Here is a 12,140-nt window from a genome sequence, read left to right on the forward strand (position 1 = left end):
GGGGCCATCATGAGCGAAGCAACCGTCCCCCGCCTGAGTTCCCTCCCCTCCCGCCTCCTGCGCCTGTACGGCGGCCTGGCCCTGTACGGCGCCGGCATCGGGCTGCAGGTGGAGTCGGGCCTCGGCAACGACCCCTGGGACGTCTTCCACCAGGGCCTGGCCCTGCGGCTGGACGTGTCCATCGGCACCGTCATCATCGGCGTCGGCGCCCTGGTGATGCTGCTGTGGATCCCGCTGCGCCAGCGGCCCGGCCTCGGCACGATCAGCAACGTGGTGTTCCTCGGCCTGTTCGCCGACGCGGCGATCCTCCTGCTGCCCACGCCGTCCCACCTGGTCGTCCAGTCGCTGTACGTGGCGCTCGGCGTGGTCGCGATCGCGCTGGCCACCGTGCTCTACATCGGGGCGGGCATGGGCCCGGGGCCGCGCGACGGCGTCATGACCGGCCTGATGCGGCTCGGCCTGTCCGTACGGCTGGCCCGCTTCCTCATCGAGCTCACCGTGCTGGCCGTGGGCTGGCTGCTCGGCGGCAGCGTCGGCGTCGGGACGCTGGTCTTCGCCCTCGCCATCGGCCCGCTGACCCAGCTGTTCACCCGCTGGTTCCCCTTGTCGTGATCCCGCGCCGGGTCCGTCCTGACGCGACAGGCCCGGCCCGGCGCGGGATCGCCCGCGCGCGAGTAGCGTCTTGCGCATGCGGATTGAGGACTACGCGCTGATCGGAGACATGCAGTCGGCCGCACTGGTGGCGAGGGACGGTTCCATCGACTGGCTCTGCCTGCCCAGGTTCGACTCCCCCTCGTGCTTCGCGGCCCTGCTGGGCAGCGAGCGCAACGGCCACTGGTGGCTGGGGCCGACGGCCCGCCGGCCGGCCACCCGGCGCCGCTACCGGCCCGACACGCTCATCCTGGAGAGCGAGTGGGACACCCCGACCGGCACCGTCCGGGTGATCGACTTCATGCCCCCGCGCGACCGGAACCCCGACGTCGTGCGCATCGTCGAGGGGGTCTCGGGCAGCGTCGAGGTCTCCACCCAGCTGCGCGTGCGCTTCGACTACGGGCGCATCGTGCCGTGGGTGCGCCGGACGAACGGCCACCTCCAGGCCGTCGGCGGCCCCGACTCGGTGTGGCTGCACTCCCCCGTCCCGCTCAAGGGCGGCGACTACGCCCACCGGGCCACGTTCACCGTCGAGGCGGGCGACCGGCTGCCGTTCGTGTTCACCTGGCACCCCTCCCACGAGCCGATGCCGCCGCGCATCGACGCCGAGGAGCAGCTCGCCGAGACCGAGACCATGTGGACCGAGTGGGTCGGCAAGTGCGCCTACGAGGGCCCCTACCGGGAGGCGGTGACCCGGTCGCTGATCACGCTGAAGGGGCTGACGTACGCGCCGACCGGCGGCATCGTGGCCGCGCCCACCACGTCCCTGCCCGAGGACATCGGCGGCGTGCGCAACTGGGACTACCGGTTCTGCTGGCTGCGCGACGCCACGATGACGCTCGACGCGCTGATCAGCTCAGGCTACCTCGACGAGGCCGCCGACTGGCGGTCCTGGCTGCTGCGCACCATCGCCGGGCGTCCCCAGGACCTGCAGATCATGTACGGCGTCGCCGGCGAGCGCCGCCTGCCCGAGCTGCGCCTCGACTGGCTGGACGGCTACGAGGGCTCCCGCCCGGTCCGCATCGGCAACGAGGCGGTCCAGCAGCTCCAGCTCGACGTCTACGGCGAGGTGATGAACTGCCTGTACGTCTCCCGCGCCCGCGGCCTGGCCGCCGACGAACGCGCCTGGTCGATCCAGCGCCAGCTCCTGGACTACGTGGAGGAGCACTGGGACGAGCCCGACGAGGGCCTGTGGGAGGTGCGCGGCCCGCGCCGGCACTTCGTGCACTCCAAGGTGATGTGCTGGGTCGCCCTCGACCGGGCCGTCAAGTACGTCGAGAGCTTCGGCCGCACCGGCCCGGTCGACAAGTGGCGCGAGCTGCGCGACACGATCCACGCCGAGATCTGCGACAAGGGCTTCGACCCCCACCGCAACACCTTCACCCAGTCGTACGGGTCGTCGGAGCTGGACGCGGCGCTGCTGATGATCCCGGTCGTGGGCTTCCTGCCGCCCGACGACCCCCGCGTGACCGGCACGGTGGCGGCGATCGAGAAGGAGCTCATGTCCGACGGGTTCGTCCTGCGTTATCCGCTGGCCGCCGACAACGACGTCGACGGCCTGCCCGGCGGTGAGGGCGCGTTCCTGGCGTGCAGCTTCTGGCTCGTGGAGGTGATGGCGATGCAGGGCCGCAAGGAGGAGGCGCGGGAGCTGTTCGAACGCCTGCTGGAGCTGCGCAACGACGTCGGGCTGCTGGCCGAGGAGTACGACCCGCGCTACGGGCGCCTGGTGGGCAACTTCCCGCAGGCGTTCAGCCACGTGCCCCTGATCCACGCCGCCCGCGCGCTGTCGCGGGCCTGACCCGGCGGGAACGGGTTTCCGCTCCCGCGCCGAGTGGGACAAGACCTCGCATGGGTGAGGAATGGGACCTGGCGGTCGTGGGCGCGGGACCGGCCGGCTCGGCGGCGGCGCTGCGGGCCGTCCAGCTCCGGCCGGACCTGCGCGTGGTGCTGCTCGACCGGGCCGGCTTCCCCCGCGACAAGCCGTGCGGCGACGGCATCGCCGCGCACGGCCGCGACGAGCTGGACCGGCTGGGCCTGCCCGGCCTCATCGACGACTACCGGCCCACGCCCCGGCTGACCGTGGTCTCGCCGGGCGGGCTGCGCGTCTCGGCCGAGGCGGCCCGGCCCAACCACGTCGTGCCGCGCCGGGTGTTCGACGCGCGGCTGGTGGCGGCGGCCGGGGCCAGGGGCGTCGAGGTGCGCCGCCACCGCGTCAGGGAGCTGGCCCAGGACGGGTCCTGGGTCGTCCTGGACGGGCGGCTGCGGGCCCGCGCGGTGGTGGCGGCCGACGGTGCCTACTCGGCGGTGCGGCGGCTGATCGGGCTGCCCGCGGCGGGCGAGCGGCACACCGCCCTGGCCGTGCGCGGCTACGCCGACGTGCCCGAGGCCGACGACGTGCAGCTCATCGCGATGCAGCGGGCGGGCTGGCCGGCCTACGCGTGGTCGTTCCCGATCGGCGACGGCACCGCGAACGTCGGGTTCGGCATGCTGCTGCCCCGGCTGCGGGCGGCGGGTGCGCCGGGCCGCCAGGTGCTGCACGGCCGGCTGGCCGAGCTGCTGCCCGACCGGCCCGCGCGCGACCTGCGCGCCCATCACCTGCCGCTGTCGACCGGGCGGCCCGCGCCGGGCCGCGGGCGGGTGCTGCTGGCCGGGGACGCGGCGGGGCTGATCAACCCGCTGACCGGCGAAGGCATCTACTACGCGCTGCTGTCGGGGCGGCTGGCGGCCGAGGCGGTGGTCGAAGCGGCCGAGGGGGCCTCGGCGGGAGGTGCGGCGGCGGGCGACCCGCTGGCCCGGTACCGGGCCAAGCTGCGCGGCGCGCTGGGGCGGCACCTGCGCACGACCGACGTGCTGGCCCGGCTGGCGCAGTCGCCGGGGTTCATCGACGCGGCCATCGCGACCGCCGCGCGCCGCAAGGAGGTGTTCGACCTGCTGGTGGAGGTCGGGCTCGGCGCCGGGACGGTGCCCGCGCCGCTGGCCCTGGCGGTCGGCCTGCGCTGGCTGCGCGGCACGGCACGCCTCCCCCGCCGCGGCTGACCCAGGGACGGGCCGTCAGGGCAGGGCCGCGGCTCAGGCCGTGAGGACCGCGCCGTTGGCGAGCAGGAGGAGCACGTCCACGGCCGCCACGGCGACGGCGGTGACGAAGGGCGCCCGCGCGGACCGGCCGGCCAGCAGCGCTCCCCCGGCCGCGAGCAGCGCCGCGGCCGCCATGGCCGCCCACCCCGCCACCCCGGGCGCGCCCGGGGGCCCGAGGACGAGCAGGCAGGTGGCGGCCAGCAGCGGCACCGGCGCCAGCACCCGTACGCGCGCCGCCCCCAGCCGCTGCGGCCACCCGCGCACGCCGGTCGCCAGGTCGCCCTCGATGTCGGGCAGCACGTTGGCCAGGTGCGCGCCCACGCCCAGCAGCGCCGCCGCCGCGACCGCCCACCACGCCGGCCACGGCTCCCCGGGCAGGCCCAGCGTCACGAACGCCGGCAGCACCCCGAACCCGACGGCGTACGGCGCCCACGACAGGACGGTGGCCTTCAGGCCGAAGTCGTACCCCCAGGCCCCCAGCACGCCCGCCAGGTGCGCCAGCCCCGCCGTACGGCCCGAGGCCAGCGAGAGCGGCACGCACAGGGCCAGCGCCGCCAGCGCGGCCACCCGCACGGCGGTCACGCTCACCGTGCCGTCGGCGGCCGGCTTGCCGGTGCGCCCGGCCGCGGCGTCGCGCCCGGCGTCGAGCGCGTCGTTGCACCAGCCGATCGACAACTGCCCGGCCAGCACCGCGGCGGCCACCAGGACGCAGCCGGCCGGGTCCCGGCCCGCCGCCACGGCCAGCGCGGTGACCAGCGCGGTCACGGCCACGGTGGGGCCCGGATGGCAGGCCAGCGCCAGCGCGACGGCCGTGCGGACCGGCCCGCCGCGCGCGACGGCGGCGGCCGCGGGATCCGGGTCGGTCACACGGTGATCGTAGACCGGCAGATCCGGAAGGAGAATTCCCACGCGCCGCATATGGCTTAGATGACCATCCTTGCGGGAAGCGTGCGGGGAGTGAGTGTTGTGGGCGACCTGTCGAGGGAGCACTGCATGACCCGAATCGCCGCAGTCCGTTGTGCGTTCCCTCCCCACCGCTACCCGCAGTCCGAGCTCACCGACATGGCCGCCCGCCTGTGCCTGCCCGACGGCGCCGACCGCCGCCTCCTCGACCGCCTGCACCGCAGCGCCCGCGTGGAGCACCGCAACCTGGCCCTCCCCATCGACCGCTACGAGAAGCTGAACGGCTTCGGCGCGGCCAACGACGCCTTCGTCTCCGTCGCGGTCGAGCTGGGGCTGGAGAGCGTGAAGGCCGCCCTGGACGCCGCCGGGCTGGAACCGACCGACGTCGACCTGATCATGTTCACGTCGGTGACGGGCATCGCCGCGCCGTCCGTGGACGCCCGGCTGGCCGCCGCGCTCGGGCTGCGTCCCGACGTCAAGCGGGTGCCCGTCTTCGGCCTGGGCTGCGTGGCGGGCGCGGCGGGCATCGCCAGGCTGCACGACTACCTGCGCGGCTGGCCGGACCACGTGGCCGTGCTGCTGTCGGTGGAGCTGTGCTCGCTGACCCTGCAGCGCGGCGACTCCTCGCCCGCGAACCTGGTCGCCAGCGCGCTGTTCGGCGACGGCGCGGCGGCCGTGGTGGCCAGCGGCGGCGGGCGGGGCCCGGCCGGGCCCGCCGCCGGGCCCACGGTCGTCGCCACCCGCAGCCACCTGTATCCCGGCTCCGAGCACGTCATGGGCTGGCAGGTGGGCGACACCGGGTTCCGGGTCATGCTGGACGCCAGCGTCCCCGCCGTGGTGCGCCGCTACCTGGCCGACGACGTGCACGGCTTCCTGGCCGAGCACGGGATCACGGCCGGGGAGGTGACGGCGTGGGTGTGCCATCCGGGCGGGCCGAAGGTGCTGGAGGCGGTCTCGGAGGTGCTGGAGCTGCCCGTGGGCGCGCTCGACGTGACGTGGCGCTCGCTGGCGGCCAACGGCAACCTGTCGTCGTCCTCGGTCCTGCACGTGCTCGGCGACACCCTGGCCGGGGAGCCGCCCGCGCCGGGGAGCTGGGGGCTGCTCATCGCGATGGGCCCCGGTTTCTGCTCCGAGCTCGTGCTGCTGCGCTGGTAGTCCCCGTCCCTGCGATCGGCTGGTGGTTGGCCTGTGACCTGGTATCTGGTGCTCATCGTGCTCGTCGGCCTGGAACGTCTGGCCGAGCTGGTCGTCGCCAGGCGGAACGCCGCGTGGAGCATGGCGCGCGGCGGCGTGGTGACCGGGCGGGGGCACTATCCGTGGATGGTGGCCCTGCACACCGGGCTGCTGGTGTGCGCGCCGCTGGAGGTGGCCCTGGCCGGGCGGCCGTTCGTGCCCGCGCTCGGCTGGCCGATGCTCGCGGTGGTCGTGGCGGCCCAGGCGCTGCGGTGGTGGTGCATCGCCGCGCTCGGGCCGCGCTGGAACACCCAGGTGATCGTGGTGCCGGGGCTGCCGCTGGTGCGGCGGGGGCCGTACCGGCTGGGGTGGTTGCGGCACCCCAACTACGTGGCGGTGGCGGCCGAGGGGCTGGCGCTGCCGCTGGTGCACACGGCGTGGCTGACGGCGCTGGCGTTCACGCTGCTCAACGCCGCGCTGATGGTGGTGCGCATCCGCTGCGAGAACGCCGCGCTCGCCCTCGCGACCAGGGGATGACCCGGTGATCGACGTGCTCGCGACGAGTGGCCGGGAGGCGGGCCGGTGATCGACGTGCTCGCGACGAGTGGCCGGGAGGCGGGCCGGTGATCGACGTGCTGGTGGCGGGGGGCGGGCCGGCGGGGCTGGCCACGGCGATCCACGCGGCGCTGGCCGGGATGGAGGCGGTCGTCGTCGAGCCGCGGGCCGCGCCGGTGGACAAGGCGTGCGGCGAGGGCGTCATGCCGGGCGGGGTGGCCGCGCTGGCGGCGATGGGCGCGCCGGTCGAGGGGCGGGGGTTCCGCGGCATCCACTACCTCGACGGGCGGCGGGAGGCGCGGGCCGCGTTCGCCGCCGGGCCGGGGCTCGGCGTCCGGCGCACGAGCCTGCACGCCGCGCTCTGGCAGCGGGCCGCCGAGCTGGGCGTCAAGACGGTCACCGGCCGGATCACCCGCGCCGACCAGGACCGCGACGGCGTGAGCGCGATCGGGCTGCGGGCCCGCTGGCTGGTGGCCGCCGACGGCCTGCACTCGCCGCTGCGCCGCTCGCTCGGCCTCGACCTGCCGGTACGCGGCCCCCGCCGGTACGGCCTGCGCAGGCACTACCGGATCGAGCCGTGGAGCGACTTCGTCGAGGTCCACTGGTCGGGGGCGGGCGAGGCGTACGTGACGCCGGTCGGCGAGGACCTGGTGGGCGTCGCGGTGCTCAGCTCGGCGCGGCGCGGCTTCGATGAGCACCTGCGCGGCTTCCCCGGGCTGGCCCGCCGCCTGAGCGGCCCGGCCGTCACCCCGGTGCGCGGCGCGGGCCCGCTGCGCCAGGCGGTGCGCTCCCGCCGCGCCGGACGCGTGCTGCTGGTCGGCGACGCCGCCGGTTACGTGGACGCGCTCACCGGCGAGGGCGTCTCGCTGGCCGTGCGCTCGGCGGAGCTGCTGGTCGGCTGCCTGGCGGCGGACCGTCCGCAGGACTACGACGGCGCGTGGCTGCGCCTGTCGCGCACCCACCGGCTGCTGACGGCGGCGCTGGTGCAGGCCGCCCGCCGTCCCGGCACGGCCCGCCTGGTGGTCCCGGCGGCGCGCCGGCTGCCCCGCCTGTTCGCCGGCGTGGTCCGCGTGCTGGCCTGAGCCTTCCCCGGGCCCCGGCCGGACGCCGACGATGAACCCCCACGGTCCCCCCAAGGACGGTCGCCATGACAGACAAGCTCGTGCGGCAGGTGCTCGACCAGGTGGACGCCCCCGACCCGCGGGTCGGCGAACTCGTCCGCGCGCTGATCGCCCACCTGCACGCGTTCGTGGACGAGGTGCGCCCCACCGAGGCCGAGTGGCGGGCCGGGCTGGCCTTCCTCGCCGAGACCGGCAGGTGGTGCACGCCGGACCGCGACGAGTTCGTGCTGCTGTCGGACATGCTCGGCCTCACCTCCGCCGTGGAGGAGGTCAACCACGCCGGCCCGGAGAACATGACGCCGTCCTCGGTCGAGGGCCCCTTCCACTCCCCCGCTCCCGGGCGCGAGCCCGGCGCGTGGATCAGCGAGGGGCCCGAACGCGACCTCCTGGCCGGCGACCCCTACCTGGGCTCCGACGCCGCGTTCGCGGTCAAGGAGGAGCTGGTGCGGCGGCCGGTGCCGGGCGCCCGCGGCTGGGGGATGGAGGGGCCGTACGAGGAGGTCGAGTTCGACCTCAGGCTGGTGCCGCTGGGGTGGGCGCCGGGCCGGTGAGCCGCTCCGGGGGGCGCAGGCCGTCCATGACCAGGCCGAAGAGGTGGTCGCCGCGGGCGGCCAGCGAGGGGGCCTGGTCGGCGATCCAGCTCAGCGCGCTGGCCAGCGCGAACAGGTCGAGCCCGGTCACGTCGGCGCGCACCTCGCCGGTGGCCTGGGCGCGTTCCAGCAGCCGTCCGCCCGCCTGGCGCATGGCGTGGCAGGAGGCGTGCAGCGGCGAGCCCTCGTCGTTGATCGTGGCCATCATCGAGGCGGCCAGCCCCCGGTAGGCGCCCGCGCCCGCGACGAACGAGCGCAGCCATTCCAGCAGCGCCTCGTGCGGCGCGGCGGCGGCGGCCAGCGTCCTGGCGCGCTCGGCGAGCGAGTCGAAGCGCTGCCGCAGCAGCGCCTCCAGCAGCGCCTCCCTGGTCGGGAAGTGCCGGTAGAGGGTGCCCAGCCCGACCTCGGCGCGGCGCGCGACGTCGCGCAGGGACGCCTCCGTGCCCTGCTCCTCGATGACGGCGGCGGCCACGGCCAGGATGCGCTCCCGGTTGCGCTGGGCGTCCGCGCGCTGGTTCCGGGGTGTGGAGGTCATCCGATACCTTCCGGGCGATTGACAATCGGAGCAGTGCTCCGGTTATGATCCGGAACACTGCTCCGCATCATAGCGGCGCCCGTCTCCCCGAGGAGAATCGATGATGAAGGCCATCCGCGTGCACGAGGTCGGCGGCCCCGAGGTCCTGCGCCTGGAGGAGGTGCCCCGGCCGGCGCCGGGGCCGGGCGAGGTCCTGGTGCAGGTGCGCGCCGCCGCGCTCAACCCGCCCGACTGGTACGCCCGGCGGGGGTTCGCCGACATCCCGCCGTCGAAGCGGCCGCAGGTCGCGCTGCCCTTCACCCCCGGCTCGGACGTGTCGGGCGTCGTCACGGCCCTCGGCCCCGGCGTCACCGAGTGGCGGGAGGGCGACGAGGTGTACGGCCTCGTCCGCTTCCCGCGCATCGGCGACGAGGGCGGCAGGGGGTACGCCGAGTACACCACCGCCCCGGCCGGCCACCTGGCCCGCAAGCCCGCCTCGGTGGACCACGTCACCGCCGCCGCGGTGCCGATGGCCGGGCTGACCGCCTACCAGTTCGTCCACGACGTCATCGGGCTGCGGCCCGGCAGCCGGGTCCTGGTCAACGGCGCGGCCGGCGGCGTCGGCCACTTCGCCGTCCAGCTCGCCGCAGACCTCGGCGCGCACGTCATCGGCGTCGCCTCCGGCCGGCACGAGGCGTTCCTGAAGGACCTGGGCGTGGCCGAGTTCGTCGACTACACCCGGGTCCGGCCGCAGGACGCGGTGCGCGACGTGGACTGCCTGATCGACACCGTGGGCGGCCCCGGCGGCCACACGCTGCTGCCCGCGCTCAAGGACGGCGGCACGCTCAGCCCGGTCTTCTTCGGCGAGTACCACGACGAGGAGCTGGCCCGGCGCGGCATCGTGCGCCGCGGCGGCCAGGTGCACTCCGACGGGGCCCAGATGGCCGCGCTGGCCGAGCTGATCGACGCCGGGCGGCTGCGCGTCGGCGTCGACAGCGTCTTCCCGCTGGAGGAGGCCCCGAAGGCGCACGAACGCGCCGAACGGGGCCACATCCAGGGCAAGATCGTCCTACGCGTGGCCTGAACGCGGCCTGAGCGGGGCCCGAACGCGGCCTGAGCGGGTCAGGTCCGGGTCCAGCGCTGGTTGGCGCCGCCGTTGCAGGTCCAGATGACCAGCCCGGTCCCGTTGGCGGTGGCGTTGCCCGGCACGTCGAGGCACTTGTTCGCGCCGACGGCCGTGACCGTGCCGTCGGCGCCGAGCCGCCACTGCTGGTTGGTCTGGCCGTTGCAGTCCCAGATGATCACGCGGGTGCCGTCGGCGGTGCCGCGGTCGTAGACGTCGAGGCACTTGCCGCCGTAGACGCGCAGCTCGCCCGCGGTGGTGGGGGTCCACTGCTGGTTGGCGCCGCCGTTGCAGTCCCAGATCTGGACCTGGGTGCCGCTGGTCTGGGACGCGCCGGGCACGTCCAGGCACCTGCCGGAGCCGGCGCCCTTGAGGGCGGTGGCCGCGGGGGGCGTGCCGCCGCCGGTGACGACGTACATGGCGGCTCCGTGGGCCGGGACGGAGGCGCTGATCGTGCCCGCCGAGGAGCCGGTCGTGTGGGCCCACAGGTCGCGTACGGAGTAGCCGGCCGCGGCGCCGAGGCCGAGCGCGGAGGCGGTGGTGGAGACGGTGGCCGCGGCGCCGCCCCGGTTGAGCAGGACGACGGCGACCGAGCCCGTGCCCGTGCCGGTCGCGGCCATCGGCTTGCGCCAGACCTCCAGGTCGCCGCTGTCGGCGATCTTGTGCCCCTGCCGGCCGCCCCAGTCCTGGTCGACGGCGATGACCTCGGCGTTGGTGAGGATCGTCCGGGTCTCGGCGCTCATCGAGCGCAGGTCGTTGCCCGCCACGAGCGGCGCGTTGAGCAGCGCCCAGAGGCTGAAGTGGGCCCGCGACTCGGTGGCGGTGAGCCCGGCGTTGCCGACCTCCAGCATGTCGGGGTCGTTCCAGCCGCCCGGCCCCGAGTACGCCGCGAGCCCCGCCTGGCTGTCCAGGATGCCCATCACCGAGCCCCAGTTCGCCTGGATGTCGCCCGTGGTGCGCCAGGAGTTGCCGACCGGCATGCCCCAGGTCCAGACGTCGTCCTGGCCCCAGTTGCACAGGCTGTAGAGGATGGGCCGGCCGGTGGCGGCCAGCGCGTCGCGCATGGCGGTGTAGCGCTGCTGCGCGCTCTGCCCGAGGTGGTCGCCGCAGTTGTCGTACTTGAGGTAGTCCACGCCCCAGGACGCCCACAGGGCCGCGTCCCTGCGCTCGTTGCCGAGGCTGGCCGGATAGCCGGCGCAGGTCGTGGTGCCGGCCGAGGAGTAGATGCCGAGCTTGAGCCCCTTGGCGTGCACGTAGTCGGCGACGGCCTTGATGCCCCCGGGGAACTTCTGGGGGTCGGGGACGAGGTCGCCGGCCGCGTTGCGGCTCCTGGTGGACCAGCAGTCGTCGATGTTGACGTAGCTGTAGCCGGCCGCGGCCATGCCGGAGGAGACCATGGCGTCGGCCGTCTGCCTGACGAGGGTGTCGCTGACCGAGCAGCCGAAGCTGTTCCAGTCGTTCCACCCCATCTGGGGGGTTCTGGCCAGGCCGTTGTCCAGGGCGGCGGCGGGGGGTGAGAGGGCGGTCAGGCAGGTCGCGGCGAGGGCCAGGGCGAGGGTTGACCGAAGGATCGCACGCATGGGACTCCTTCAACACCGAGGGGTGAGGACCCAACATGATCCGACTAAATCAAACAGGATCGTCCGGCGATTTGCGTGTGGAGTCAAGGGGTCTTGAGGGATTCTGTTGCCTGCCGTTCGACGCGCAAAGGGCTGCCGACGGGGTGACACGGAGCCCTCCGGGCCGCGTTTCAAGTCGCTGACCTGCGGTTACTATCTGTAGCGGTTAGATCATCGACAGTGATTGGATCGGTGTGATGCGACGACTCATCGCAACACTTGTCTCTTGCGCCACCGCCGGCGCCCTTCCGCTCGTCACCGCCGGTCCGGCTGCCGCCGACCCGCGTCCTGAGCCGTTCTCGTACACGGCTCCGGGCTACGACATCAGGGGTCCGTACCTCGGCGCCGACAACCCGTGGTGGCACGACCACCACCGTCACCACGGCGACCGCCACTGGGACGGCGACCGTACCTGGGACGGGGATAAGGACGACGACCGCTGCAAGGACGACGACCACGACCGGGACCACGGCAGGGACCACGCCTGGTACAGGGAAGACGACCGGTACGAGGACGAAGACCGCTGCAAGGACGACGACCGCTACGACGACGACGACCGCTACCGGGACGACGACCGCTACCGGGACGAGGAGCGCGACGACGACGAGCGCTACCGGGACGGCGACCGCGACTGGGGTTACAACTACCGGTACGTGACCTCGCTGCGCTGCCGCATCGGCGGTGGCGTCGTGATGCGCAGCTGGCACAGCCCGACCAGGCTGTCCTGCTACGGCGGACGGTACAACGGATACTGGGTGGTCAGCTACGGGCTGTGATGCCGATGGCTGCCATCAGGGCGGGTCCGCACCATGCGGG

The 12,140-nt window shown here is 74.6% G+C and carries 12 protein-coding genes; 9 read left to right on the forward strand and 3 right to left on the reverse strand.

What is annotated here, in order from left to right; genetic code table 11:
* The first annotated feature begins 9 nt into the window (after positions 1-9).
* From ACIBQ8_RS40870 to ACIBQ8_RS40880, 3 genes are all read left to right on the forward strand, one after another.
* On the forward strand, positions 10-612 hold the full coding sequence (locus ACIBQ8_RS40870; protein WP_397177338.1) for a YitT family protein: 603 nt from the start codon (positions 10-12) through the stop codon (positions 610-612).
* 76 nt (positions 613-688) lie between these two features.
* Positions 689-2,449: a glycoside hydrolase family 15 protein gene (locus tag ACIBQ8_RS40875; protein ID WP_397194718.1), complete on the forward strand. Its 1,761-nt coding sequence runs from the start codon at positions 689-691 to the stop codon at positions 2,447-2,449.
* A gap of 50 nt (positions 2,450-2,499) precedes the next feature.
* On the forward strand, positions 2,500-3,687 hold the full coding sequence (locus tag ACIBQ8_RS40880) for an NAD(P)/FAD-dependent oxidoreductase (protein ID WP_397194719.1): 1,188 nt from the start codon (positions 2,500-2,502) through the stop codon (positions 3,685-3,687).
* A 33-nt stretch (positions 3,688-3,720) separates the two neighbouring features.
* On the opposite strand, the gene ACIBQ8_RS40885 is transcribed toward ACIBQ8_RS40880, so the two are convergent.
* Positions 3,721-4,593 (reverse strand): UbiA family prenyltransferase, encoded by an 873-nt coding sequence (locus tag ACIBQ8_RS40885; RefSeq protein WP_397194720.1) that lies wholly within the window; start codon positions 4,591-4,593, stop codon positions 3,721-3,723.
* Between the two features lie 126 nt (positions 4,594-4,719).
* Here ACIBQ8_RS40885 and ACIBQ8_RS40890 point away from each other — a divergent pair, with 126 nt between their 5' ends.
* The 4 genes from ACIBQ8_RS40890 (at position 4,720) to ACIBQ8_RS40905 (ending at position 8,029) form a co-directional block, all read left to right on the forward strand.
* A complete protein-coding gene (locus ACIBQ8_RS40890; protein ID WP_397177331.1) occupies positions 4,720-5,784 on the forward strand; it encodes a type III polyketide synthase in 1,065 nt (354 codons plus the stop codon).
* 33 nt (positions 5,785-5,817) lie between these two features.
* Positions 5,818-6,339 (forward strand): isoprenylcysteine carboxyl methyltransferase family protein, encoded by a 522-nt coding sequence (locus ACIBQ8_RS40895; protein ID WP_397177329.1) that lies wholly within the window; start codon positions 5,818-5,820, stop codon positions 6,337-6,339.
* Between the two features lie 86 nt (positions 6,340-6,425).
* Positions 6,426-7,439 carry an NAD(P)/FAD-dependent oxidoreductase gene (locus ACIBQ8_RS40900; protein ID WP_397177327.1) on the forward strand — a complete coding sequence of 338 codons (1,014 nt, stop codon included), beginning with the start codon at positions 6,426-6,428 and terminating at the stop codon, positions 7,437-7,439.
* Positions 7,440-7,504: 65 nt separating this feature from the next.
* Positions 7,505-8,029 carry a dioxygenase gene (locus ACIBQ8_RS40905; protein WP_397194721.1) on the forward strand — a complete coding sequence of 175 codons (525 nt, stop codon included), beginning with the start codon at positions 7,505-7,507 and terminating at the stop codon, positions 8,027-8,029.
* Here ACIBQ8_RS40905 and ACIBQ8_RS40910 read toward each other — a convergent pair.
* Positions 7,992-8,603, reverse strand: a complete 612-nt coding sequence (locus ACIBQ8_RS40910; RefSeq protein WP_397194722.1) for a TetR/AcrR family transcriptional regulator — start codon at positions 8,601-8,603, stop codon at positions 7,992-7,994. The genes ACIBQ8_RS40905 and ACIBQ8_RS40910 overlap by 38 nt on opposite strands.
* 100 nt (positions 8,604-8,703) lie before the next feature.
* Between ACIBQ8_RS40910 and ACIBQ8_RS40915 the strand changes: the two genes are divergently transcribed.
* On the forward strand, positions 8,704-9,666 hold the full coding sequence (locus tag ACIBQ8_RS40915) for an NADP-dependent oxidoreductase (RefSeq protein ID WP_397194723.1): 963 nt from the start codon (positions 8,704-8,706) through the stop codon (positions 9,664-9,666).
* 38 nt (positions 9,667-9,704) lie between these two features.
* Here the strand turns inward: ACIBQ8_RS40915 and ACIBQ8_RS40920 are convergent, their stop codons facing one another.
* Complete coding sequence (locus tag ACIBQ8_RS40920) at positions 9,705-11,285, reverse strand: glycoside hydrolase family 27 protein (RefSeq protein WP_397194724.1); 1,581 nt, start codon at positions 11,283-11,285, stop codon at positions 9,705-9,707.
* Positions 11,286-11,521: 236 nt separating this feature from the next.
* On the opposite strand from ACIBQ8_RS40920, the gene ACIBQ8_RS40925 reads away from it, so the two are divergent.
* Positions 11,522-12,100 (forward strand): hypothetical protein, encoded by a 579-nt coding sequence (locus tag ACIBQ8_RS40925; protein ID WP_397177319.1) that lies wholly within the window; start codon positions 11,522-11,524, stop codon positions 12,098-12,100.
* Positions 12,101-12,140: the final 40 nt, after the last annotated feature.

Source organism: Nonomuraea sp. NPDC049646 (genome assembly GCF_044465525.1).
Lineage (GTDB): Bacteria > Actinomycetota > Actinomycetes > Streptosporangiales > Streptosporangiaceae > Nonomuraea.